The 24,607-nt window shown below is 61.4% G+C and carries 26 protein-coding genes; 15 read left to right on the top strand and 11 right to left on the bottom strand.

From position 1 onward, the window contains the following. Positions 1-21 precede the first annotated feature (21 nt). Together EV660_RS03805 and rbfA are read right to left on the bottom strand one after the other, a co-directional pair. Complete coding sequence (locus tag EV660_RS03805; protein WP_071482239.1) at positions 22-774, bottom strand: phosphodiester glycosidase family protein; 753 nt, start codon at positions 772-774, stop codon at positions 22-24. Continuing rightward, positions 758-1,180, bottom strand: coding sequence for a 30S ribosome-binding factor RbfA (rbfA, locus tag EV660_RS03800; protein WP_071481329.1), 423 nt, complete (start codon positions 1,178-1,180; stop codon positions 758-760). Before rbfA ends, EV660_RS03805 begins: the two co-directional genes overlap by 17 nt. A gap of 112 nt (positions 1,181-1,292) precedes the next feature. Here rbfA and dapB point away from each other — a divergent pair, with 112 nt between their 5' ends. From dapB to EV660_RS03785, 3 genes are all read left to right on the top strand, one after another. Next, positions 1,293-2,093: a 4-hydroxy-tetrahydrodipicolinate reductase gene (gene dapB, locus EV660_RS03795; protein ID WP_071481330.1), complete on the top strand. Its 801-nt coding sequence runs from the start codon at positions 1,293-1,295 to the stop codon at positions 2,091-2,093. A 60-nt stretch (positions 2,094-2,153) separates the two neighbouring features. Further along, on the top strand, positions 2,154-2,507 hold the full coding sequence (locus tag EV660_RS03790; protein ID WP_071481331.1) for a hypothetical protein: 354 nt from the start codon (positions 2,154-2,156) through the stop codon (positions 2,505-2,507). 70 nt (positions 2,508-2,577) lie between these two features. Further along, positions 2,578-3,084 (top strand): DUF1643 domain-containing protein, encoded by a 507-nt coding sequence (locus EV660_RS03785; RefSeq protein ID WP_071481332.1) that lies wholly within the window; start codon positions 2,578-2,580, stop codon positions 3,082-3,084. Positions 3,085-3,468: 384 nt separating this feature from the next. Here the strand turns inward: EV660_RS03785 and fabA are convergent, their stop codons facing one another. Continuing rightward, complete coding sequence (fabA, locus tag EV660_RS03780; RefSeq protein WP_071481333.1) at positions 3,469-3,978, bottom strand: bifunctional 3-hydroxydecanoyl-ACP dehydratase/trans-2-decenoyl-ACP isomerase; 510 nt, start codon at positions 3,976-3,978, stop codon at positions 3,469-3,471. A gap of 136 nt (positions 3,979-4,114) precedes the next feature. Here fabA and irr point away from each other — a divergent pair, with 136 nt between their 5' ends. After that, positions 4,115-4,555, top strand: coding sequence for a Fur family transcriptional regulator Irr (gene irr, locus EV660_RS03775; RefSeq protein ID WP_232727293.1), 441 nt, complete (start codon positions 4,115-4,117; stop codon positions 4,553-4,555). 6 nt (positions 4,556-4,561) lie between these two features. Here irr and EV660_RS03770 read toward each other — a convergent pair whose 3' ends face one another. Beyond that, positions 4,562-5,452 carry a DMT family transporter gene (locus EV660_RS03770; protein WP_071482241.1) on the bottom strand — a complete coding sequence of 297 codons (891 nt, stop codon included), beginning with the start codon at positions 5,450-5,452 and terminating at the stop codon, positions 4,562-4,564. A gap of 106 nt (positions 5,453-5,558) precedes the next feature. Between EV660_RS03770 and EV660_RS03765 the strand changes: the two genes are divergently transcribed. Next, positions 5,559-5,921, top strand: coding sequence for a CidA/LrgA family protein (locus EV660_RS03765; protein ID WP_071481334.1), 363 nt, complete (start codon positions 5,559-5,561; stop codon positions 5,919-5,921). Further along, entirely contained in the window at positions 5,914-6,630 is a 717-nt protein-coding gene (locus EV660_RS03760; RefSeq protein WP_071481335.1) for an LrgB family protein, read from the top strand. The genes EV660_RS03765 and EV660_RS03760 overlap by 8 nt, the downstream gene beginning before the upstream one ends. A 78-nt stretch (positions 6,631-6,708) precedes the next feature. On the opposite strand, the gene smpB is transcribed toward EV660_RS03760, so the two are convergent. From smpB to EV660_RS03735, 5 genes are all read right to left on the bottom strand, one after another. Next, on the bottom strand, positions 6,709-7,182 hold the full coding sequence (gene smpB / locus EV660_RS03755; protein WP_071481336.1) for an SsrA-binding protein SmpB: 474 nt from the start codon (positions 7,180-7,182) through the stop codon (positions 6,709-6,711). 33 nt (positions 7,183-7,215) lie between these two features. Further along, the gene (locus EV660_RS03750) at positions 7,216-7,923 is read right to left on the bottom strand and encodes an NYN domain-containing protein (RefSeq protein WP_071481337.1); all 708 of its coding nucleotides are present in this window, start codon (positions 7,921-7,923) and stop codon (positions 7,216-7,218) included. Positions 7,924-7,991: 68 nt separating this feature from the next. Then, positions 7,992-8,486, bottom strand: coding sequence for a GNAT family N-acetyltransferase (locus EV660_RS03745; protein WP_071481338.1), 495 nt, complete (start codon positions 8,484-8,486; stop codon positions 7,992-7,994). Continuing rightward, complete coding sequence (locus tag EV660_RS03740) at positions 8,479-8,850, bottom strand: hypothetical protein (RefSeq protein ID WP_071481339.1); 372 nt, start codon at positions 8,848-8,850, stop codon at positions 8,479-8,481. Before EV660_RS03740 ends, EV660_RS03745 begins: the two co-directional genes overlap by 8 nt. A 29-nt stretch (positions 8,851-8,879) precedes the next feature. Then, on the bottom strand, positions 8,880-10,007 hold the full coding sequence (locus EV660_RS03735) for an S-(hydroxymethyl)glutathione dehydrogenase/class III alcohol dehydrogenase (RefSeq protein ID WP_071482242.1): 1,128 nt from the start codon (positions 10,005-10,007) through the stop codon (positions 8,880-8,882). Positions 10,008-10,152: 145 nt separating this feature from the next. Between EV660_RS03735 and EV660_RS03730 the strand changes: the two genes are divergently transcribed. From EV660_RS03730 to argF, 3 genes are all read left to right on the top strand, one after another. Continuing rightward, positions 10,153-10,488 (top strand): DUF2794 domain-containing protein, encoded by a 336-nt coding sequence (locus tag EV660_RS03730; RefSeq protein WP_071481340.1) that lies wholly within the window; start codon positions 10,153-10,155, stop codon positions 10,486-10,488. 213 nt (positions 10,489-10,701) lie between these two features. Beyond that, complete coding sequence (locus EV660_RS03725) at positions 10,702-11,877, top strand: aspartate aminotransferase family protein (protein ID WP_071481341.1); 1,176 nt, start codon at positions 10,702-10,704, stop codon at positions 11,875-11,877. A gap of 75 nt (positions 11,878-11,952) precedes the next feature. Then, positions 11,953-12,879 (top strand): ornithine carbamoyltransferase, encoded by a 927-nt coding sequence (gene argF / locus EV660_RS03720; RefSeq protein WP_071481342.1) that lies wholly within the window; start codon positions 11,953-11,955, stop codon positions 12,877-12,879. 360 nt (positions 12,880-13,239) lie between these two features. Here argF and EV660_RS03715 read toward each other — a convergent pair whose 3' ends face one another. Further along, positions 13,240-14,451: a TsoY family (seleno)protein gene (locus tag EV660_RS03715; RefSeq protein WP_071481343.1), complete on the bottom strand. Its 1,212-nt coding sequence runs from the start codon at positions 14,449-14,451 to the stop codon at positions 13,240-13,242. A gap of 208 nt (positions 14,452-14,659) precedes the next feature. Between EV660_RS03715 and smc the strand changes: the two genes are divergently transcribed. Both smc and EV660_RS03705 read left to right on the top strand, forming a co-directional pair. Then, positions 14,660-18,112, top strand: coding sequence for a chromosome segregation protein SMC (gene smc, locus EV660_RS03710; RefSeq protein ID WP_071481344.1), 3,453 nt, complete (start codon positions 14,660-14,662; stop codon positions 18,110-18,112). 62 nt (positions 18,113-18,174) lie between these two features. Next, complete coding sequence (locus EV660_RS03705) at positions 18,175-19,416, top strand: MFS transporter (RefSeq protein ID WP_071481345.1); 1,242 nt, start codon at positions 18,175-18,177, stop codon at positions 19,414-19,416. 106 nt (positions 19,417-19,522) lie between these two features. Here the strand turns inward: EV660_RS03705 and EV660_RS03700 are convergent, their stop codons facing one another. Next, positions 19,523-20,698: a TIGR03862 family flavoprotein gene (locus EV660_RS03700; protein ID WP_168800277.1), complete on the bottom strand. Its 1,176-nt coding sequence runs from the start codon at positions 20,696-20,698 to the stop codon at positions 19,523-19,525. Positions 20,699-20,799: 101 nt separating this feature from the next. Here EV660_RS03700 and EV660_RS03695 point away from each other — a divergent pair, with 101 nt between their 5' ends. The 4 genes from EV660_RS03695 (at position 20,800) to ybeY (ending at position 24,606) form a co-directional block, all read left to right on the top strand. Then, positions 20,800-21,537: an endonuclease/exonuclease/phosphatase family protein gene (locus tag EV660_RS03695; RefSeq protein WP_198510637.1), complete on the top strand. Its 738-nt coding sequence runs from the start codon at positions 20,800-20,802 to the stop codon at positions 21,535-21,537. A 31-nt stretch (positions 21,538-21,568) separates the two neighbouring features. Beyond that, positions 21,569-22,888, top strand: coding sequence for a tRNA (N6-isopentenyl adenosine(37)-C2)-methylthiotransferase MiaB (miaB, locus tag EV660_RS03690; protein ID WP_071481347.1), 1,320 nt, complete (start codon positions 21,569-21,571; stop codon positions 22,886-22,888). Positions 22,889-23,063: 175 nt separating this feature from the next. Beyond that, positions 23,064-24,080: a PhoH family protein gene (locus EV660_RS03685; protein ID WP_071481348.1), complete on the top strand. Its 1,017-nt coding sequence runs from the start codon at positions 23,064-23,066 to the stop codon at positions 24,078-24,080. After that, positions 24,052-24,606 carry an rRNA maturation RNase YbeY gene (gene ybeY, locus EV660_RS03680; RefSeq protein ID WP_184409729.1) on the top strand — a complete coding sequence of 185 codons (555 nt, stop codon included), beginning with the start codon at positions 24,052-24,054 and terminating at the stop codon, positions 24,604-24,606. The genes EV660_RS03685 and ybeY overlap by 29 nt, the downstream gene beginning before the upstream one ends. The last annotated feature ends 1 nt before the right edge of the window (position 24,607 follow it).

Here is a 24,607-nt window from a genome sequence, read left to right as displayed (position 1 = left end):
TTATTTCTGTGTCGCGGTCTGCTAGTTGGTCGGCGCAGCAAGGTCAACAACCTTGCCAACGATCGGGCCCAGCAACGTGCCCCAATCCGAGCGCCGCAATTCAGGCGCATGCAACCGCGAAACATTGCCATCAATATAAAGCGCTTGCGGCAGATCCAGATATTCGCGGAAGAACTGCGCGAATTCGTAAAAATTCACTGGCGAATTCGCAATCACAAATACCGCGCGCGTCCCATCCGCCGAAACCCCGACCCCGTTGCGAATAAGCCGTGAGTCGGAATCGCGCAGAAAGCGCGGGTGATAGGCCCCATCAATCACCAGCATCGGCCCCGATTGCGCCGCATATCTGCACTCTGGCGGTGCGGCCGCGAAACTGCGGCTTTCGATCAGGGTAAAGCGGCTTTCCTCAATGCAAAACACACCATTGGGCAAAAGCCCGAAATTGCCCGGCCCCTCGGATGTGACAATGCGCGAAATCTCTTCGCCCTGCTCGACATACAGGCCAACGGGGCGACGGTCCGGGTGATACATGCTGCCATTCATGGCAAAAGCCAGCTTCTTGCCTTCGCGCGCAAGCGCCTCGTCAATGGTTCGGAAATTGCCGTAAACCTGCGTGTCGCGCGCATATAGAAACAGGCGCATGTCATCGCTGCCCTGCGCCCGGCAATAGGTAAAGCTGTGGCCCTGATACTGGGTGTTGGCACATTGCGCGGCGGCGCCCGAGGCGCTCAGGATAAAGGCTGCAAGAACTGCAATACTATTCCTGACTCGCATCATCCTCTGACCCGGCTGCAATATCTCGCTGGACACGTTCATCTTGCAACAATCGGCGCGTTTCATCCATGCGGTCAAAGCTCTCATCCAGTTGAAAGCGCAGATCAGGTGCATATTTCAACGTCAGATCGCGCGATATCTGGTGGCGCAACTCCGATTTGTTCCGCCGCAACGCCGCCAGCGCCTCTTTCTGGCCCTTGCCCCCAAGGGGCATGACATAGGCCGTAGCAATCTTCAGGTCAGGCGAGGTGCGCACCTCGCTGACCGTGATGGCCAGACGCGACAGGTCCGGATCATGGACATCCCCACGCGCCAGCACATCCGACAAACTGCGTCGGATCAGCTCGCCCACGCGAAGCTGGCGTTGTGATGGCCCTTGAGATGTTTCAAAACGACGTGTTCCCATATCCCTCACTTAGGTGAAAGCCCGCAGTTGCGCAACGAGGCTTTGCCATTTTCCGCACCGATGGGTATGCAGACGCGGAAATGTGACTTTGCCAAAGGAATGAGGTGCCGCAATGGTCAGAATTGCCGTGATGGGGGCTTCGGGACGGATGGGGCAGATGCTGATCCGCCTTGTTGATGAGAATGACCTCACCAGCCTGTCAGCCGCGATTGAGCGGGCAGGGCATGACTGGCTGGGCCGCGATCTGGGCGAGGCGATGGGCAGTGCGGCGCGCGGGCTTGTCGTCACCGACGATCTGGATGGCGCGCTTGCCCAATCCGATGCGGTGATCGACTTCACCGCACCCGCTGTGTCAGTAGACCTTGCCGCGCGGGCAGCCGCGGCCGGGATCGTGCATGTGATCGGCACGACCGGGTTCAGCCAGGCAGATCTCAGCGCCATTGCACAAGCCGGCAGAACCGGACGGATCGTGCGCGCGGGCAATATGAGCCTTGGCGTCAATCTGCTGGTCAAGCTGACACAGCAGGTGGCCGCTGCCTTGGGCACGGAATATGACATCGAAATTGTCGAGGCCCATCATCGCCACAAGGTCGATGCGCCCTCTGGCACGGCATTGATGCTGGGCGAAGCGGCCGCCGAAGGGCGCAATATGCGCCTTGATGATGTGGCCGACCGGGGGCGCGACGGGATCACAGGCGCACGAACCCAAGGCGCGATCGGCTTTCACGCCATCCGGGGCGGTGATTACATTGGCGAACATGATGTGATCTTCGCAGGCGAGGGCGAGCGGATCGTGCTGCGCCATGTCGCCTCGGACCGGGCCTTGTTTGCACGCGGCGCGATCCGCGCCGCACTCTGGGCGCAATCGGCGGCACCGGGCGAATATTCCATGCTCGACGTTCTGGGTTTGTGAAACTAATCCGGTTTGGGTCACGTCTCGTATGACTTACGAAGTCAATACGGGGTGTATGAAATGCAAAAACTATCTGGAGTGATGCTTGCACTGCTGGTGGCTGCCACACCGGCATTTGCAGATTTCCGGCCCATACAGGAAGAGAACATGTTTCGCGCACTGGTCGAGGGGCGCGAACTGACGCGCTTTGGCGTCCGGCTGGAAGTGTTGCCGCATGGGGAAATTACCGGGCGGGGCTTTGGCATGAATGTGGGTGGCGAATGGGAATGGCGCGACGGGTATTTCTGCCGGACGCTGGAATTCGGCCAGTCTGGCGACCCGTATAACTGCCAGTTGGTCCTGCAAGACGGCAATACGCTGCGCTTCATCTCGGATCAGGGTCAGGGAGATCAGGCCGATCTGCGCATCCGCTGAACGCGCAGACGGTGCACAAATCCAGCGTTCCCCGATAGACGGCTGCGCAATCCTCCAGTATCACCCCTGCATGATCACACGCACTCATCAGAAGGGCGACGCCGCGTCTCAGGCCGTCTATTCGCCCTGCACACACTACCGCTACCTGCTGACCCGCGAATGGACAGCGGAACAGGGGCGTGTGCTGTTTGTCATGCTCAACCCCTCCACCGCGACCGAGAGGCAGAACGACCCCACAGTGGAACGCTGCGAACGCCGCGCCCGCGCGCTGGGTTTCGGGGCCTTCCGGGTGTGCAATATCTTTGCCTTTCGCGCGACAGACCCCCGCGTGATGCGCGCCGCACCCGACCCCGTCGGGCCTGCCAATGACGCGGCACTTGCCGAAAGCGCCCCCTGGGCCGACCGGATCATCTGCGCCTGGGGCACGCATGGGGCCTATCTCGACAGGGGCGCGCAAGTCGAATCCCTGCTGCGCGCAACCGGCCAGCCGTTGTGGCACCTTGGCCTGACCAAGGACGGACACCCGAAGCACCCGCTCTATATTGGCTATGCGGTGCAGCCAACGCCTTGGAGCTAGTGTTCGCCACCTGACAAATGGTTCCCGCGCCCTAGGAGAGGCAGCTATGCGGGGCGTTGCAGTTACAGCGGGTTTGGTGCAAAGCCGCGCAGCGCAGGGCCGCGGCGCGGCGATCCTCCCTTCAATCTGTAGCGCTTAATGCTGGCCAATTCCCTGAAAGATCAGATCGTTGCGCAGGTGGCAGCCAAATCGCCGTGCCGTGGGTGCGGCCCGGCGATGCGCGGCGGCCTTCGGCCTTGACTCCGCGCTGGTCTAAGCCCGCACAGTCCCCGATACTCGTCACAGGGTATCTTGTGTCAGGTGGCGAACACTAGGCCAGCCCTCTGTCCCTGACCCTCACATCAGGGCCAAGGGCGGGGCATAGCGGCCGAAAAAAGGCCAGCGTCACGCCTCTGACAGCGCGACTTTCATGTCCTTGACCTGATAGATCACATCGCCATCTGCCTCGACAATCCCATCCGCGACCCCCATCGTCAGCCGCCGCGTCTGAATGGCCTTGGTGAAATCAATCTTGTAGGTCAGCAACTTGCGGTCAGGGCGCACCATGCCGGTCAGCTTCACCTCGCCCACGCCCAGCGCATAGCCGCGCCCCTGCCAGCCACGCCAGCCCAGATTGAAGCCGGTCAATTGCCACAACCCGTCCAGCCCCAGACAGCCGGGCATGATCGGATTGCCGGGAAAATGGCATTCGAAAAACCACAGATCAGGGTGAATATCGAATTCCGCCACCACATGGCCCTTGCCATGTGCACCCCCGTCACCGGAAATTTCTGTAATCCGGTCCATCATCAGCATGGGTGGCGCGGGCAGTTGGGCATTGCCGGGGCCAAACAACTCGCCACGCGCACAGGCCAGCAGGCCCTCTTTGTCAAAGGAACTGGGGAAAGCGGACATATCACACTCCTGAAAAGGGTTTTTTATCCTCTATCACTCCGGCCAAACGGCTGACAACCCCGGCCCGCAGCACGGCCACGCATCCTGCGATTGATTTTCATTTGAAATTTGCCGCAATCATCCTTTATATAGATGCATGATGGATCAAGGTTTCGCTTCTCTCTCCGACACGGCCCTTTCAAAAGGGGCGGCTTGGCTTAGCCATGCCAAGGTGCGCCCAACACGCCAGCGCATGTCGCTTGCGGCACTTCTGGTGGGCGATGGCAGGAACCGCCATGTCACCGCCGAAGGGCTGTTTCTGGCCGCGAAATCCAGCGGCGAATCCGTCTCTCTGGCGACCGTCTACAACACGCTCAAGGCGTTTTGCGATGCCGGGCTGATGAATGAAATCACGGTAGATGCAACGCGCTCCTATTTCGACACCTGTGTTGAGGATCATCCGCATTATTTCTGGGAAGATACGCAGGAACTGACCGACGCCCCCACGGGCGAGGTTGCGTTTTCGCGCCTGCCAAAGCCGCCCGAAGGCGCTGAGATTGCGCGGGTCGATGTGATCATCCGGCTACGCCAGCGCTGAAAAAAGTCACTGTTCTGGTATCGCAGCCAGCCTTCGTTTCTGCCTGAACTGCGCCAGCATAACCAGATTTGACACCAGCAAGACGACTATCACCATACCGCCCCCCATAAGTGCCCAAGGCCCGGGATCTTCACCAATGGCAAACCAGACCAGAAGCGGTGCCAGAACCGATTCCAGCAAGATCAGCAACGACACCTCAGCCGAACTCAGGTAACGCGGCCCCAGCACCATCAGCCCGGCTGCAAAGGCAATGAACGCCCCATGCCCCAGCAAAAGCGGCCATTGTTGCGCAACCGGGGCCATGACATCGGTAAAGGGCAGCATCAGCAGCGCCGCGCCGATCATCGCAACCGGCACCGCTGGCAGCATCGACCTTGTGCGCAAGCCCCGCACTGCCGTCAGCGCCGCAGCAAATGATGCCGACACCCCCAGCGCCACGAGATCCCCCTGCCAGCTTGCCCCGGCCCGCTCATGCGACCCCCACAGGATCACCCCAAGTCCAGCAAACACCCCCAGCATCGTCCAGATCATCCGCCGAGAGATCGGTTCCCGCAGCCACAGACGACTGAAGAGCGCGGCAAAAACCGGCATAGACGCGATGATGAACACCACATTCGCCACGCTGGTCAGGGTGATCGCCAGCACAAAACCGGGCGCAGAGACGCCAAAGAACAAAATGTAGAAAAAACTGGGCCGCCCCGCGCGCAGAACCTGCCCCACAGCCCCTGCCCCTTCGCGCAGCAGCACAAAGCCCAGTATCAATACCCCCGCGATCAGCCCGCGCCAAAAGGCGATGGCCAGCGCATCGGCCTCTATCAGCCGGATGAAAAGCGAATCGGGCACAAGGAACAGCACGCCCAGCGTGGTGATCAGCAGCCCCTTGAGATGGTCTGTCATGCGCCAGCTCTGCGCCCCGGACATACCTGTGTCAAGCAGGCAAGTTTTCCCTTTCAGCCCTGAATCCGGGCCAATATGGTCAAGGCTTACAACAAGGCCAAAGCCGATGATCCATGCACTGACCCTGATTCTCGCCTGCCAGCTTGCGGGCGAAGCCCTGACCCGCCTGTTCGGCTGGCCTGCCCCCGGCCCTGTTCTGGGAATGGCGCTTCTGTTTGTCCTGATGTTGGCTTCGGGGCGCGTGGCACGGCTGGTGCAGCCAACAGGCGAAGGCATTTTGCGCCATCTGTCGCTTCTGTTCGTGCCTGCAGGTGTGGGGGTGGTTGGGCATTTGCAACAGCTTGGCACCTATGGTGCGGGGTTTGCGCTGGTGCTGGTCGTCTCAACCGTGCTGGCGCTGGCTGTGGGGGCAGGCGTCTTTGTCATTGTGGTGCGGCTGACCGGCGACAAGGACAAATCCGATGCGTGAATTTGCCGAAATCTGGTCCTATCTGGCCGCAAGCCCGCTGATCTGGCTGACCGCAACGCTGATTGCCTATGTCATCGGCGACACGCTGGCACAGGCCACAGGCCGCGCACCATTGGCCAACCCGGTGCTGATTGCGGTTATCCTGCTTGCAAGCCTGCTCTGGATAACCGGGACCAGCTACGCCACCTATTTTGAAGGGGCGCAATTCGTCCATTTCCTGCTTGGCCCGGCAACCGTCGCGCTGGCCATTCCGCTTTGGCAACAACGCCACGCCGTGCGCCGCGCGTTCGTGCCGATCTGTGCCGCACTTCTGGCCGGGTCTGTCACCGCTGTGCTGTCTGCGCTGGCAATCGGCCACGCCCTTGGCCTTAGCCCCCAGCTTCTGGCAACCCTCGCGCCCAAAAGCACCACAGCGCCGGTGGCGCTTGGCATCAGCCAAAGCCTTGGGGGATCGCCCACCCTGACAGCCGTGCTGGTGATCCTGACCGGGATGATCGGCGCCATTGTCGTCACGCCGCTGATGAATGCCCTGCGCATCCGCGACTGGCGCGCGCGTGGTTTTGCAGTGGGGGTGGCCGCACATGGGATCGGCACCGCGCGGGCCTTTCAGGTCAATCCGCAGGCGGGCGCCTTTGCCGGGATCGGAATGGCACTGAATGCCATGCTCACGGCCTTGCTCGCACCCTGGGCGCTTGGGCTGTTTTTGTGAAAACCCATTTCATCTGCCGAAAAACTATTGCGCCCCGAAAACGCCCGCAACCCTGCCTTTTTTCACTGGGTGAAAAAATCAACCATGCTCTTTGAGCAACCGGCGCTTTTGCTTATCCCAGTCTCGCTTGGCCTCTGTCGCGCGTTTGTCCGCCAGTTTCTTGCCCTTGGCGACCGCAATCTTCATCTTCACCAGCCCACGATGGTTGAAATACATCACCAGCGGTACAAGGGTCATCCCCTCTTTCGCTGTCGCCGCCCAAAGCCGCGCCAGTTCCCGCCGAGAGGCCAGCAATTTGCGCCGCCTGCGCTCTTCATGACCAAAGGTCTTGGCCTGTTTGTAGGGCGCGATATAGGAATTGACCAACCACAACTCGCCATCTTCAACCGTGGCATAGCTTTCGGCAATATTCGCCTGCCCCACCCGCAGAGATTTCACCTCTGAGCCCATCAACATGATCCCGCATTCCAGATCATATTCGATAGCATAATCATACCGCGCGCGGCGGTTTTCAGCGATGATCTTGTAATTCGGGTCTGATTTCTGGGCCATGCGCACGCAGATAAGGGGCGCAAGCCCCGCTGTCTAGGGCTTGAGCCGCACCTGCATCGTATTGCCCGATGATTTGCGCAATTCGAACACGCCCGCACGCGCCACCAACTCGCTCAATTTCGCGCAACCATAATTGCGGCTGTCAAAATCCGGATTGGCCGATACAATGAATTGTCCCAGCTGCCCCAGCGAGAACCATTCCTCATCCTTGTCGATATGCGCCATCGCGGCCTTGATCAGCGGCACCGCCTTGGACGGTGATGCTTTCTTTTCCTGTCGCGATGGGTCCGGTTCCGTTTCAGGCAGGATATTCTCGACAAAGATGAAGCGCTTGCAGGCCTTGCGAAACGCCTCGGGGGTCTTTTGCTGGCCAATGCCATACACATCCAGCCCCTGTTCGCGGATGCGGCTGGCAAGGCGGGTGAAATCGCTGTCGGAACTGACCAGCACAAACCCGTCAAACCGCCCCGAATGCAGCAGGTCCATCGCATCAATCACCAGCGCAATATCGCTTGAATTCTTGCCCACGGTATTCGCGGGCTGGTGATGGGGCACAAGGGCCAGCGTCGGCAGCTTGTCCTGCCAGCCCGACATCTGACTGCGCGAGAAATCACCATAGATCCGGCGCACGCTGGCTTCCCCCAGCGCGGCAATCTCTTCAAAAATCGCCTCGGCCCATCTGGGCGAGGAATTATCGGCATCAATCAGCACCGCTAAAAGCGGTATCCCTGCCCGCGCCATGCCTCTTTCCTTTCATCCTTGTCCAAATATCCCGGGGGAGGCCCCCTGGGGCCGGGGGCAGCGCCCCCTTACAACATCCGATACATCACCAAGGCATCGACATAGCCCTGTTTCGGGTGCCTGAACGCGCCCGGCAAACGGCCAACAACCTCGAACCCGTTGCGCTGCCACAATGCAACTGCGCGGGTGTTGGTTTCAACCACGCAGTTGAATTGCATCGCCCGGAACCCCATTGCGCGCGCTGTCTCCAGCGCATGGGCAATCATCGCCCGTGCGATGCCCTGACCCTGCGCCTCTGCCCCTGTGACAAAGCCGCAATTGCACACATGCGCGCCGCCGCCCTGCTGGTTGGGGCAGATGTAATAGCTGCCCCTCACCTTATCCTGCACTGTGGCGACATAGGCGCGGTGCTTGCCACGGCACCACCAGTCCAGCGCATCCTCCCTGGAGATTGCCGGATCAATCGCATAGGTCTCACCCGCGCGAAACACCGGCTCCAGCAGCGCCCATAGATGCGCGGAGTCCGTATCAGCAAAGGGACGGATCACAAGGTGGTCAATCATCTGCATTTTCCGGGCACTCCGCTTCTTTACGAACGATTGATGTGATCATTTCTGCCAGCGCTCGATCATCAAGATGCAGCGCAAACACGCCGCTATTGATCGGCACCTGAACCACACTTTGCGCGATCACCTTGCCGCAAACCGTGGTCACAACGCGCTCGCCGATCACAGCAGCACTGAATTCGCCAAATTTGAAGCTGTCTTTCGCAGTCATGCGAAAGAACATGCGCTTCGGTCCGCTTGTGTCCAAGGCAATTTCCATATCCTGAAGTTGGATTGCGAAACTGGCTGAAGCGGCCTGAAACCTAAGCGGGATGCCCGCCTCATCAGGGATGGCCGGGCTGGCGACCGCAAGCAAGAGCATCGCATAAAGTGCTTGCGGTCGCAGGAATATCAAAACTCCACCACCGCGCGGATGGATTTGCCCTCATGCATCAGGTCAAACCCTTCGTTGATCTGGTCCAACGTCAGTTTATGGGTGATCATCGAGTCGATCTCGATCTTGCCATTCATGTACCAATCCACGAATTTCGGCACATCGCTGCGCCCTTTCGCGCCGCCAAAGGCCGTGCCCTTCCAGACCCGCCCTGTGACCAACTGGAAGGGCCGGGTCGAGATTTCCGCGCCCGCAGGTGCCACGCCGATAATCACCGACACGCCCCAGCCCCGGTGGCTGCATTCCAGCGCATCGCGCATCACCTTGACATTGCCAGTGGCATCAAAGGAATAATCCACCCCGCCAATCGCATCATCGCCGCGCTGGGTCAGCTTGACGATCTCGGCCACCACATTGTCCACCTTCGACGGGTTGATGAAATGGGTCATGCCGAATTTGCGCGCCATCTCTTCCTTGCTGTCATTCAGGTCCACCCCGATGATCATATCCGCGCCCGCCATGCGCAGCCCCTGAATGACATTCAGGCCAATACCCCCCAGCCCGAACACCGCCGCGGTCGATCCGATCTCGACCCCTGCGGTGTTGATGACCGCGCCAATCCCTGTGGTCACACCGCAGCCGATATAGCAGATCTTGTCAAAGGGCGCGTCATCGCGCACTTTGGCCAGCGCGATTTCCGGCATCACAGTGTGATTGGCGAAGGTCGAACAGCCCATGTAATGGTAAATCGGCGTGCCATCGAGCATCGAAAACCGCGTCGTGCCATCGGGCATCAGCCCTTGACCTTGGGTGCCGCGGATGGCCGTGCACAGGTTGGTTTTGCCCGACCGGCAGGAATAGCATTCGCGGCATTCGGGCGTGTAAAGCGGAATGACGTGATCGCCCGGTTTCAGGGTGGTGACACCTTCGCCCACCTCTACCACAACACCCGCGCCCTCATGGCCCAGAATGGACGGAAACAGCCCTTCAGGGTCCGCGCCAGAACGGGTGAATTCATCCGTGTGGCAAATTCCGGTCGCCTTTATTTCGATCAGAACCTCGCCCGCTTTCGGGCCTTCAAGGTTTACTTCCATGATTTCAAGTGGTTTTCCGGCCTCAAGGGCCACGGCAGCACGTGTGCGCATTTCAGATCTCCCAATATCTTGCCCGGGCCACCTTGGCGCAAATGCAAGGCCGGGTGCAAGCACAAGAACGCCAGTTTGCCGCCCGAAACCGCCCTGCGCAGCAAAGACTTGATTTTCGGCCAGCATCGGCACACACTCCTCCATCATGAACATGCAGACACCCTTTCGCAGCACAGAACAACAGGTCAGCTTTGACCGTCGGGAACTTGGGGTGATCCTTTCGCTCTATGGCCGGATGGTCGCAGCCGGGGAATGGCGCGATTACGGGATTTCCTGCCTGCGCCGCTCTGCCGTGTTTTCAGTGTTTCGGCGCACGGCGGAACATCCGCTGTACCGGATCGAGAAGCACCCCGAGCTGCGCGGCCGTCAGGGCATGTATAGCGTGATCGGGATGGACGGACAGATCCTCAAGCGCGGGCATGATCTGGCGCAGGTGCTGAAGGTTCTGGAACGCAAGATGCTGCGTGTCATCAAGGATTAGGGGATTTACAGCGCCCCGCGCGCTTGCTAATCGGTGAGCATGATCAGTCTGTTCGCCTCTGCACCTGCCCTGCGACGCCGCTAAACGCGCGACCGATCATTCATGCGTATGTCACGGACATACTGCCCCGACCCCCTTCCTTCTTGAAAACCCGTGTTGACTTGCCCGCGCTGCTTTGGCACGTCAATACTTTGCCTGAACAGGACCTTCACCATGACTGCACCTTTTCCTGCGCTATTGCCGACTTATAACCGCACGCCGCTTAGCTTCATTCGCGGCGAAGGCAGCTGGCTGGTCGAGGCGTCGGGCGCGCGATATCTGGACCTGACCTCGGGAATCGCAGTGAATGCCCTGGGCCATGCCCATCCCGCCCTGGTCGAGGTGCTGCATGAACAGGCCCAGGCCTTGTGGCATGTGTCCAACCTCTATCGCATTCCCGCGCAAGAGGCGCTGGCGCAGGCGCTGGTCGATCAGACCTTTGCAGAGACCGCATTTTTCACCAATTCCGGCACAGAGGCCGCAGAACTGGCCATCAAGATGGTGCGCAAATACTGGTCTGACAAAGGCGACGCGCGCACGACCATCCTGACCTTTGAGGGCGCATTTCACGGCCGCTCGACCGGGGCCATCGCCGCTGCCGGGTCCGAGAAGATGACCAAGGGGTTCGGCCCGCTGATGCCCGGCTTCAAGACCCTGCCCTGGGGCGATCATGACGCGCTGCGCGCGGCCCTTGATGACACAGTCGCCGCCGTGATGATCGAACCCGTGCAGGGCGAAGGCGGCATCCGCCCGCTGCCCGATCAATGCCTCAGGGGTCTGCGCGATCTGTGTGACCAGACCGGCGCGCTGCTGGTGCTGGACGAGGTGCAATGCGGCATGGGCCGCACAGGCAAACTCTTTGCGCATGAATGGGCGGGCATCACCCCCGATATCATGATGGTCGCCAAGGGCATCGGCGGGGGGTTCCCGCTGGGCGCAGTGCTGGCCACGGCGCATGCGGCCTCTGGTATGGGGGCGGGCACGCATGGCTCCACCTATGGGGGCAACCCGCTGGCCTGCGCCGTGGGGGCCAAGGTCGTCGAGATCATCACCGCAGACGGGTTTCTGGATGCGGTCAATCGCAAAAGCGCGCTGATGCGCCAGAAGCTCGAAGGGCTGGTCGCCAGCCATCCTGACCTGTTCGAGGATGTGCGCGGTCAGGGGTTGATGCTGGGGTTGAAATGCCGCGCCCCGAATACCGACATCGTCAAGGCCGCACAGGCCGCTTTCGTGCTGACGGTGCCCGCGGCCGACAATGTCATCCGCCTGCTGCCCGCGCTGACCATCACCGAGGAGGAAATCACCGAAGCGGTGACCCGCCTCGAAAATGCAGCCCAGTCGCTGCACTGATTTCATCCTTGTAAAAATATCCCGGGAGCGCGAGGGCAGCGCCCTCGCCCCCAGCGCCGAAAGAAAGTTCAGTCGATGCCGCATTTCCTAGACATTCACACCACCGACGCCACTGCCTTGCGCAGCATGATCAATCAGGCCAAGGCGATGAAAGCCGCCCGCAATGGCAGGCCCAAGGCGACGCCGGATGACGAACAGCCGCTGAAAAACCATATGGTCGCGCTGATTTTTGAAAAACCCTCGACCCGTACCCGTGTCAGTTTCGATGTCGGTGTGCGCCAGATGGGCGGGCAGACCATGGTTTTGTCAGGCTCGGAAATGCAGTTGGGGCATGGCGAAACCATCGCCGATACGGCGCGCGTGCTGTCGCGCTATGTCGATATGATCATGATCCGCACATTCGAGGAAAGCGTGCTGCATGAACTGGCCGAATATGCGTCCGTCCCGGTCATCAACGGGCTGACCAACCGCACGCATCCTTGCCAGATCATGGCCGATATCCAGACCTTTGAGGAACATCGCGGCCCGATTGCGGGCAAGAAAGTCGTCTGGTCGGGGGATGGCAACAATGTCTGCGCGTCTTTCCTGCATGCAGCCGGTCAATTCGGTTTCGATCTGACCTTCACCGGCCCGGAGGCCCTGGACCCCGAGCCTGAATTCGTCGATCTGGCCCGCGCGGCCGGATCGAAGGTCGAGATTATCCGCGATGCGGAGCGCGCCGTCGAAGGGGCCGATCTGGTGGTCACCGACACATGGGTCAGCATGCATGACAGCCAGTCCAACCGCGAACGCCGCCACAACCTGTTGCGCCCCTATCAGGTGAATGACGCGCTGATGGCGCATGCAAAGCCGGACGCGCTGTTCATGCATTGCCTGCCCGCCCATCGTGAGGAAGAGGTGACCAATGCGGTGATGGACGGCCCGCAATCGGTTGTGTTTGACGAGGCGGAAAACCGGCTGCACGCCCAAAAGGCGATCATGCGCTATTGCCTGGGCAAATGATCTGGCAAAACTCCGCGTCGGGCAAGGCGGTGATCTGTTGGTGAGCGTCTTTGGAGATGCAGACATATCGGGCTTGACGCCAAGGCGCGCAGCGTCGGGCCGCGGTACGGCGATGCGCGGTTCAATCTATAGCGCTTTATGCTGGCCAAATCCGCGAAAGTTCAGATCGTTGCGCTGGTGGCAGCCTAATCGCCGTGCCGTGGGGGCGGCCCGGCGATGCGCGGCGGCCTTCGGCCTTGAGTCCGCGCTTCTCGTCTAGCCACATCATCCCCAAAGCCCCAGATCATCACATTGCGCATCATCCCATACATCAAAGGCCGCACCCAAAGGTGCGGCCTTTGTCCAGCGTAGGGCGTGCGGTTATTCCGCCGGAACCGCCTCGATCGTCTTGGGTGTGCCGAAATGGCGGCGGTTGAGATGCAGCACCAGCCAGATCATTGCCAGTTGCGAGGCCAGCGCCACGGCTGTCAGCACCCAGAAGGTCGGCCCGAATTTCGCGATCAGCCCGGCATCGACCAGCCCCTTGTTGACGAAGAAATGGATCAGCACCGCGAAACCGACACCGGGGCAGACCAGCGCGTAAGAGCCGGGCGAATTCTCAGTGCCGAACAAGAAGCGTTTGGCATAGCCCTGACGGATCAGGATCAGCCCGGCAAACAGCAGAAACAGCACTTGTACCGACAGGAAGCGTGCCAGCATGACCAGTGTTTCACCTGCCATCTCGGGCGATCCGAAATGTTCGCCCAGACCATGATTCTGGCGCAGGCTGAGGATGCCCAGAACGGCCAGCAGCGGCACGATGATCGACAGCGTAGGCGCGGTTTCAGGGTTGGCACCGTTTTCCATCATCGAACGCAGGCCAAGGATCATGGCGACAACGGCAATCAGGCCAGAGGTCATCAGGAAGAAGGTCGAAAGAACCAGCCCAAGCCCTGACAGCGCAGGCACTGTGCTGAGCGCGGCAGGCGCGGCAAGGCCAACCCCAACCATCGCAAAGGCAAAGGCCGGAAGCACCTGACCAAAATTGTTATTGGCCGCGCAATTAAACCCGCCTTCGGTCAGCACGCGCCCGATAAACCCGCCATAGAGTTTGAACGCAAAGACCCCGATTGCGACAAAGGCGACAAGTGCCAGCGGGAACAGGTATTCGACCACCGACCACAGCCCCGGCACGAACACCATGCCGATGATGAACAGCACATTGACCGACATCGCCAGCGCCAGTGGCATGGCCATGACCTGGCTTTGGGCGTTGGTCTTGCTGAATTTGGCGAAGGCTTCGGTTTTGGACCATGCCGCATATCGGCGCAGGTTCCAGACAAGCAGTTTCAGGTTCAGAAACGAAAATACCGCAATCCCGATCATTGCCACAACGATCATGCCTTGGGTCAGAACCGGGCCAGCGGCGAATGCTGCGGTGATATCCTCGAACACGGGCACGGTCTTGCCGGGATGGGGAATCCAGTGCATCAGCCACATGAAGAAGGTGACCGCCAGCCCCCCTGCCCCGAGAGAGGCCAGAAAATACAGGGGCGAATAGGTGTCGGATGGACGAGTGCTTTGTAAGGCCATGATCGTGGCTCCCTTTACGAATTCTATAATCTGAATATGTAGATATGTTCTATGTAATGCACCGTGGCGGGTTGTCGCAGCCTATGTGGCGCGAAATCTATATTTTGTGGGCCTTGGCGCACGACCGCCCATATGCTGCGCAAGTGTCTTGACTCAGGGGTCATCTGGATTGAGAGTGGTTGAATTCTGTAGCTGAGTCTGGAAACCCGTGCAGTTCACCCGCCTTCGCCTGAATGGCTTCAAGAGCTTTACCGACCCGACGGATCTGGTGATCCATCGGGGCCTGACAGGTGTGGTGGGGCCAAATGGCTGCGGCAAGTCCAACCTGCTGGAAGCGCTGCGCTGGGTGATGGGCGAGAACCGCCCCACCGCCATGCGCGGCGCAGGCATGGAAGATGTGATCTTTGCAGGCACCGACACGCGCGGCGGGCGTCATTTTGCCGAAGTGCATCTGCAAATCGACAATACCGAACGGCTGGCCCCTGCGGCCTTCAATGATGCCGACCAATTGGATATCGTGCGCCGCATCACCCGCGATGCGGGCAGCGCCTACAAGATCAACGGCAAGGAAGCGCGCGCGCGCGATGTGCAGATGCTGTTTGCCGATGCCTCGACCGGGGCGCATAGTCCCGCGCTGGTGCGTCAGGGCCAGATTTCGGAGCTGATCAATGCCAAGCCAAAGGCACGGCGGCGCATTCTGGAAGAGGCGGCAGGCATTTCCGGCCTGTACCAGCGCCGCCACGAGGCGGAATTGCGCCTGCGCGCGACCGAGACGAACCTCGAACGCATCAGCGATGTGATCGAACAACTGGCCGGGCAGTTGGCGCAATTGTCCCGGCAGGCGCGACAGGCTGAACGTTACCGCCAGATCGGCGCAAGGTTGCGTCAGGTCGAGGGGTTGTTGCTGTATCGGCGCTGGCGCGAGGCCGATCAGGCCCGGCAAGAGGCTGAAAACGCATTGCAAGCCGCCTTGCGTGCCAGTGGACAGGCCGAAATCGCGGCGACACAGGCAAAGGAACAGCGCGAAGCCGCAGAGGATGGCTTGCCGACCCTGCGCGAGGAAGAGGCGATTGCCGGCGCGGTGCTGCAACGGCTGGAAGTGCAACGTGACACGCTGGCCGCTGAAGAAGCCCGCGCCGCCGAGGCGCTGGAGGCGCTGGAGGCGCGAATCATTCAACTGGGCAAGGATATCGAGCGTGAAACCAGCCTGAACCATGACGCGCAGGACATGGTCACCCAGTTGGAATGGGAACAGGCCCAGATCGCCAAGGCCGCCGAAGGGCAGGACGATGCAGTTGACGAGGCGGCACAGATCGCCGCCGAAGCGGCGCAGACGCTGCAAGATCTGGAAACCGCGCTGAGCAGGGCCACCGAAGATGTCGCGCGCCTTGCTGCGCGCCACCAGTCAACCCAGCGCCAGATCAGCGACCTGCATGCCAGCATGACCAAGGCCGAAGGCGCGCGCACGCAGGCCAGCCTGACCAAGGCCGAAGCAGAAGCCGCACTGGCTGATCTGGAAGCCGAACTGGAAGCCGCGCAAGACGAGCTTGAGGCCACGCAAGCCTTGGGCGAGGAAGCAGAGACAACCCTTGTCGAGATCGAGGCCGCGCGCGCGCAGGCGCAGACAGATGAGGCCGACGCGCGCGGCGCATTGGCCGAAGCCAAGGGCGAGGCCGCGACATTGCGCGCCGAACTGGCCGCCCTGTCGCGCCTGCTGGAGCGTGATCGGGGTGATGGCACGCGGATGCTGGATCTGGTGCGCGTTGATGCCGGTTATGAACAGGCCCTTGGTGCGGCACTGGCGGATGATCTGCGCGCGCCCTTGGCGCAAGACGCGGGCTCTGGCTGGGTGGCCCTGCCCGCCTATGATGACGCGTCTGCGCTTAATGCCGGGATAGAACCGCTTGCAGCCCATGTCAGCGCCCCGGATGCGCTGGCGCGGCGTCTTGCGCAGATTGGCATTGTCGCGGCCAGTGACGGCGCACGCCTGCAACCCGGCTTGCGCCCTGGCCAGCGCCTTGTCTCGCGCGAGGGGGATGTCTGGCGCTGGGATGGCCTTTATACTGCTGCCAGCGACGCGCCCAGCGCAACTGCGCTGCGCCTGCAACAGATCAACCGGCTGGAGATCTTGCGCGATGACCTTGCACAGCTGGAGGCAAAGCGCGACACGATGCAGGCAACGCATACCAGTCGCAAGGCGCGGCTGGACGAACTGACACAGGCCGAACGCAGCGCGAGAGAGGCCCGCCGCGCCGCTGATCAACGCCTGACCGAGGCCACGCGTAGCCTGTCGCGCAGCGAAAGCGCGCGCGCGGCTGCGGTGGACCGGCTGGATGCTGCGGCAAGCCAACTGGAGCGGTTGCAACAGGAAATGACCGATCTGGAAGACCTGCTGCAGGAAGCGCACACCCAGCAGGCCGATCTGCCGGAACTGGAGGCAGAACGCGCCCGCACGGACACGTTGCGCAACAGCGTCGAGGGCGCGCGGATCGCCATGATATCACGCCGCGCGGCGGCGGATGAATTGCGCCGTGACGCCACCGCCCGCACCGCCCGCGCGCAGGAGATCACGAAATCGCTCAGCGGGTGGCGGTTGCGGCTGGAGAGTGCCGATAGCCGGATCAGTGACCTGAATGCGCGCAAGGCAAAAGCCGAAGACGACCAGAAAGCCGCGCGCATGGCCCCAGAAGACATGGCTGCAAAGCGCATCGCCCTTGGCGACGAGATTGCAAACGCGGCCCAGCGCCACACTGCCGCCAGAGACACCCTGTTTGCCGCCGAAAACGGGCTGCGCATGGCCACCGAGGCCGAGCGTATGGCCGAGCGCGCCGCCGCTGACGCGCGCGAGGAACGCGCGCGGCTGGAAGCGCGGCGCGACGCGGCGCACGAGACTGTGGCGGTTGCCTCTGACCGGATCGACGAGGAAATGGACTGCGCGCCCGATACGCTGCTGGCGCAGTTGGACACCGACCCCGAAACCATGCCCGATGCCACTGCGCTGGACGAGGAACTGATCCGCCTGCGCCGCGCGCGCGATGCACTTGGCGCGGTCAATCTGCGTGCCGAGGAAGACGCGCGCGAGGTGCAGGCGGAACATGATACGCTTGTGCAGGAAAAGGCCGATCTGGAAGCTGCGATTGCCAAGCTGCGTTCGGGCATAAATGCGCTGAACCGCGAAGGGCGCGAGCGTTTGCTGATCGCCTTTGACAAGGTCAACGCCAACTTTACCACGCTGTTCACGCATCTGTTCTCAGGCGGGGAAGCACGGCTGGTGCTGGTGGAAAGCGACGACCCGCTGGATGCGGGGCTTGAGATCATGTGCCAGCCGCCGGGCAAGAAACTGTCCACCCTGTCGCTTTTGTCGGGCGGCGAGCAGACCCTGACGGCGCTGGCGCTGATTTTCGGGGTGTTTCTGGCCAATCCTGCACCGATCTGTGTGCTGGATGAAGTGGACGCGCCGCTGGATGATGCCAATGTGGCACGGTTCTGTGACCTGCTGGATGAAATGACCCGCCGCGCCGATACGCGCTATCTGATCATCACCCATAACGCGCTGACAATGGCGCGGATGGACCGGCTGTTCGGGGTGACAATGGCCGAACGCGGCGTCAGCCAGTTGGTCAGCGTCGATCTGAAACAGGCCGAAACACTGGTTGCGTGAGCGCTTGACCCGCGCAGAATAATTTCACATGTTCAGGTCTTGATCCGCCCAGAGTATCCGACATGACCCAAGCCCGCGCGCCACTGATGACGCCTGTTTTGATTGGCGGTTGCATCATCATCATGATCAGCTTTGCCATTCGCGCCAGTTTCGGCGTGTTCCAGATACCGATTGCGGAGGAATTCGGCTGGCTGCGCGCCGAGTTTTCGCTGGCCATCGCCATTCAGAACCTGGCCTGGGGGATCGGCCAGCCCATTTTCGGCGCGATTGCCGAAAAGTTCGGTGACCGCCGCGCAATTATTCTGGGGGCGCTGGTCTATGCGGCGGGGCTGGTGCTGTCCTCTTTCGCGGTGACGCCCGGCGCGCATCAGTTTCTGGAAATTCTGGTGGGGTTTGGCATTGCGGGCACGGGTTTCGGGGTGATTCTGGCGGTTGTGGGCCGCGCGGCCTCGGACGAGAATCGCAGCCTTGCGCTGGGGATCGCCACGGCTGCCGGGTCTGCCGGGCAGGTGTTTGGCGCGCCGTTGGCAGAGGTTTTACTGTCATTTTATTCATGGCAAAGCGTGTTCATCATCTTTGCCGCGCTGGTGCTGCTCAGCCTGTTTGCCCTGCCAATGATGCGCAGCCCTGCCCCTGCCAGCCGCGGCGAGTTGGAACAAAGCATGGGCGCCGCCCTGAAACAGGCGTTTCGTGACCCCAGCTTCACGCTGATCTTTCTGGGTTTTTTCTCTTGCGGGTATCAGCTTGCCTTTGTCACAGCGCATTTTCCTGCGATGGTCACTGAGATGTGCGGCCCCATTGCGCCGGACGGGATGCTGGCGGCCTTCGGGATCACGACGACTTCGGCGCTGGGGGCGGTTGCCATCTCTCTGATCGGGCTGGCAAATATTGGTGGCACGATTGCCGCCGCATGGCTGGGCAAGCGCTACTCGAAGAAATATCTGCTCGCCTCCATCTATATGGCGCGCACGGTTGTTGCGGCGGCCTTCATCCTGTCGCCGATCACGCCTGGTTCAGTGCTGCTGTTCTCGCTGATCATGGGGGCGCTGTGGCTGGCGACAGTGCCGCTGACCTCTGGGCTGATCGCGCATATTTACGGGCTGCGCTATATGGGCACGCTGTATGGGATCGTGTTTTTCAGCCACCAGTTGGGCAGTTTTCTGGGCGTCTGGCTGGGGGGCGCGCTGTATGATCTGCATGGCGACTATACGCTGGTCTGGTGGGTGGGGGTTGGTGTGGGGCTGTTCTCGGCCATTGTGCACCTGCCTGTGCGCGAACGCGCACTGAACCTGCGCGCAGCGTGAGAGGTTGCGATCGGTCTGCACTATTTAATTGTGGGCTTTCGCCGCTGGCCGGGTTTGGGGGCGCTGCCCCCTTGCCCCCCGGAGTATTTGCAGCAAGAAAATGAGGTCAGTATTCTGATGCGTGACGGCCTGCCCAATGCCCGGTGGCAAGACAGGCGGTCAAAAGATAACCGCCGGTTGGCGCTTCCCAATCCAGCATTTCACCGGCGACGAAGACACCGGGCCATTGGGTGAGCATGAGGCGGTCATCACATGCGGCGCGGGGGATGCCGCCTGCGGTTGAGATGGCCTCATCCATCGGGTGCGGGCCTTGCAGGGGGATGGTCAGGGATTTGAGCTGAGCCGCCCATGCCTCTGGTGTGGCGGGCAAGGGGCGGGCGCATTCCATGGTGAGGGCGTGGCGCGCCCCCTCAAGGCGGAGCGCGCGGCGCAACCGGTTGGTCGTGGAGAGTTTGCGCGGCTGGCGAGTGAGGCGGGCGGATATTTCGGCGAGGGTCAGGTCAGGGAACAGGTCAAGCGTGAGGGTGGCGCCGTCGCGCAAGGCGCGCGACAGGGCATAGATGCCGCCCCCCTCGACCCCGCGCTGCGAGATCACGAATTCGGCGCGCAGGCTATGGGCCCCGGCCCTGAGGCACGCGCCTTTGATCGGCTGGCCGAAATAGGGGGCCATATGGGCGGACCACGCAACGCGAAAGCCCATATTGGCAGGCTGAAAGGGTGCAAGCGCAATGCCGCGCGCGGTGAGGTAGTCGGACCATGTGCCGTCAGAGCCAAGCCGTGCCCAGCTTGCCCCGCCAAGGGCCAGCACCGTGACATTCGGGGCGAGCGCGCGGGGGCCTTGGGGGGTGGTGAATGTGAAATCCTCCCCGGTCCAGCGCCAGCCGCGGCGCAGGCTGACGCCCTGCCCGTCCAGCCGTCCGAGCCATGCGCGCAGAAGCGGCGAGGCTTTCATCGCGCGGGGAAACACCCGGCCTGAAGTGCCGGTGAACAGGTCTTGTCTCAGCGATGTTGCCCAGTCGCGGATCTGGTCGGGACCGAAGGCGCGCAGCATCGGGGCCAGCCAGTCGGCGGCCTCGGCATAGGTGGCGATCTGCTGGTCCAGGGGCGCGGCGTTGAGCAGGTTCAGCCCGGATTTGCCCGCCATCAGGAATTTGCGCGCAGGTGAAGGTTTGGCTTCGCAAATGACGACGCGGCGGCCCGCCCGCGCGAGGGTTTCAGCGGCCATCAGCCCGGCAGGGCCTGCCCCGATCACCAGCGCGTCGATTGCCTGTTTTTCCTGCATCGCAGCCCTTAACGATTCTGTGAGGTTTGGTACATATTGTGAAACCCGCGCAAAACCCACATATTATTGAAAGAGCAGCCTAGAAACCCCGTATGAGGCCCATGTCCGATCTGATTGTCAGTTCCTACAACATACATAAGGCAGTCGGAACCGATATGCGCCGTGATCCGGCCCGCACGGTGCAGGTTATCCGCGAGATTGGCGCCGATATTGTAGCCTTGCAGGAAGTTGACCGGCGGTTTGGTGACCGCCGGGGTGTGCTGGACCCGGACATGTTGCGCCATGACACCGGGTTGGTGCCAGTGGCCCTGACCGACCGGCTGGGCGCGCGCGCACATGGCTGGCATGGCAATCTGCTGTTGCTGCGCGGCGCAGAGGTGGAAGAGGCGCGGGCCGTCACCCTGCCGGGGTTGGAGCCGAGGGGCGCGATCATTGCCGATATCCGTATCAACGACCAGCCGCTGCGCGTGATTGCCGCGCATCTGGGGCTGCTGCACCAGTCGCGGCTGTTGCAGGCGCGGTTCCTGTCCAAGGCGATTGAGGAAGGCGATGGGCGGCCCACGCTGGTGATGGGGGACTTCAACGAATGGCGGCTGGGGGCGGGCTGTTCGCTGATGCCCTTGCGGCGCGAATTGCGTGCGGTCAAACGCTCTGCCCAGACGATTGCCAGCTTTCCCGCGCAGATGCCAGTCTTGCCACTGGACCGGATTATCGGGTGCAGGCGCGCAGAAATCGGGGATTTGCGCGCGCATGACAGCATTCTGGCGCGCAAGGCGTCCGACCATCTGCCCATTCGCGCTGCGCTGAACTTGCCCCGCGCGCAAAGCGCGGTTATGTGAGCGCAAGTTCCCAAACCGCGCGAGAGGGCCCATGGCCGAAGCAAAGAAGCTTTTCATCAAGACCTATGGTTGTCAGATGAATGTCTATGACAGCGAGCGGATGGCCGAGGCGCTTGGCGCATCAGGCTATGTGACGACCGATAGCGCCGATGACGCAGACATGATCTTGCTGAATACCTGCCATATCCGCGAAAAGGCCGCAGAAAAGGTCTATTCCGAATTGGGACGGTTCAAAACCTTGAAAGCGGCCAACCCGGAGTTGAAGATTGGCGTTGCGGGCTGTGTGGCGCAGGCCGAGGGCGAAGAGATCATGCGCCGCCAGCCGCTGGTTGATCTGGTGGTGGGCCCGCAAACCTACCATCGCCTGCCCGCGATGGAACAGGCTGTGCGCGCGGGACAGCGCGCGGTTGACACCGAATTCCCCGAGGAAGACAAATTCGAGCATCTGCCCAAAGGCCCAAGGGCAATACGCGCCCCCACTGCTTTTCTGACCGTGCAGGAAGGCTGCGACAAGTTTTGTGCCTTTTGCGTGGTGCCCTATACGCGCGGTGCGGAAGTGTCGCGCCCGGTGGCGCGCATTTTGGGCGAAGCGCGTGATCTGGTCTTGCGCGGGGTGCGTGAAATCACGCTGCTGGGCCAGAATGTGAATGCCTATCACGGGGCGGGCGAGGACGGCGATTGGGGCCTTGCGCGGCTGATCCGCGAATTGGCCAAGCTCGACGGGTTGGAGCGAATCCGCTTCACCACATCGCACCCCAATGACATGGAAGAGGATCTGATTGCCGCACATGGCGATGAGCCGAAGCTGATGCCGTATCTGCATCTGCCCGTGCAATCAGGCAGTGACCGCATATTGAAGGCGATGAACCGCAAACATACGGCCGAAAGCTATATCCGGCTGATCGAGCGGTTGCGCGCGGCGCGGCCTGACCTGTTGTTGTCAGGCGATTTCATCGTGGGGTTCCCCGGTGAGAGTGATCAGGACTTTGAGGAGACAATGGCGCTGGTGCGCGCGGTTGGCTATGGGCAAGCCTATAGTTTCAAATATTCCCCCCGTCCCGGCACCCCTGCTGCGGAACGTGCGGGCGTACCTGATGAGGTGGCGTCCGAGCGGTTGCAACGCCTGCAAGCCCTGCTGACTGAGCAGCAATATGCAACGCAGGATGCCATGATCGGGCGTGAGGTTTCGGTCCTGTTTGAAAAACCGGGGCGCGAGGCGGGGCAGATGGTGGGCAAGTCCGAGTATCTGCACGCCGTGCATGTGACCAACCCAAAGGTGCAGATCGGCCAGATTGCGCGCGTGCGCGTGATGGGGCGCACATCTAATTCGCTGGCCGCTGAACTGGTGTGACACGCGCCCTTGCCTGATTCTCACGCAATATCTAGCGCCGGGCTGGCGTGATTGCGCAGAATCTGGCTGGTTCAGCACGGTGCCTTGAAATCAAAGCTTGCGTGGCCATCTGTCCCTTGGCAGCATGAAGACAGCGAGTCGCGGTTGCTTCTGACCGCATCAAAGGGAGAATTGCTTGGGCATCAGCGCCTTGACCCCCCCGCCCCCAGCGACTGGCAACGCGCCATCGCATCTTGAATTTTCCGACAATCGGCTGCTGGTCGATCTGTGTGGGGAATATGACCGCAACCTGACCCATCTGGAAAGTCATCTGGGCGTGCAGATCATCCGGCGCGGCAACCAGTTGGACATCATCGGCACAGACGAGGCGCGCGCGCAAGTCGCGCGCATTCTCGAAGCGCTGTATGAGCGGCTGGAAGAAGGCCGCAGCGTGGAGCCGGGGGATGTGGCCGCGTTGATCAAGCTTGGCACAGCGCCGGAAACCCCGGAAGGCCCGGCCGAGCAGTTGGAGATGTTCCGCACCGGACGGCTGGAAATCCGCACCCGCAAGAAGATCATCGCGCCGCGCACCAAGGCGCAGCAGGACTATACCCGCGCGCTGTTGCAGCATGAGATGAATTTCGGCATCGGCCCTGCGGGCACGGGCAAGACCTATATTGCCGTCGCGGTGGCGGTGCAGATGTTTTCGGACGGGTTGGTGGACAAGATTCTTCTGTCGCGTCCGGCGGTCGAGGCGGGCGAGCGGCTGGGCTTTTTGCCCGGTGACATGAAGGAAAAGATCGACCCGTATATGCAGCCGCTTTATGACGCGCTGAACGATTTTCTGCCCGGAAAGCAGTTGCAAAAGCTGATGGAAGAGCGCCGCATCGAGATTGCGCCGCTGGCCTTCATGCGCGGGCGCACGCTGTCCAATGCCTTCGTGGTGCTGGATGAGGCGCAGAATGCCACCGAGATGCAGATGAAGATGTTCCTGACCCGTCTGGGCGAAGGGTCGCGCATGGCAATCACGGGCGACCGCAGTCAGGTGGACTTGCCGCGCGGCATGCATTCTGGCCTGCGCGCTGCCGAGCGTATTCTGGACGGTGTTGACGGGATCGGGTTTAGCTATTTCACATCTGCCGATGTGGTCCGCCATCCGTTGGTGGCGCGGATCATTCAGGCCTATGAGCGCGACGAGGAACAGGGGGCATAAGCGCGTGCTGGTCGATGTGGTGATCGAAGACCCCCGGTGGAATGAAGACAGTTTGCAAACGCTGGCAGAGGCGGCAGCAGATGCCGCGCTGCGCAAGCTGGGGCATGACCCGTCAGGGTTTGAGGTCGTGCTTCTGGCCTGTGACGATGGGCGCATCGCCGGGCTGAATGCCGGGTTCCGGGGCAAGGCACAGCCAACCAATGTGCTGAGCTGGCCCGAATGGGACCTGTCCGCCGATGCCGAGGGCGATTTGCCGCACCCCCCTGAGGCAGGCAGCGAAGACGACCCTGAACCGCTGGGCAATATTGCGCTATCCTATGACACCTGCACGCGCGAGGCCACGGAACAAGGCAAGAATTTCGACGATCACCTGCGCCACCTGATCGTGCATTCGGTGCTGCACCTTCTGGGATATGACCATATCCGTGACAAAGATGCCGCGCTGATGGAAGAAACCGAGGTTCTGATACTTGCGCAGATTGGGGTATCGGACCCATATGAGGCCGGGGCCGAGATGCCTTTGTGAC

Source organism: Roseinatronobacter bogoriensis DSM 18756 (assembly GCF_004366635.1).
GTDB lineage: Bacteria > Pseudomonadota > Alphaproteobacteria > Rhodobacterales > Rhodobacteraceae > Roseinatronobacter > Roseinatronobacter bogoriensis.
The sequence above is the reverse complement of the archived record's forward strand: the minus strand, read 5'-3'. Positions and strand labels throughout refer to the sequence as shown.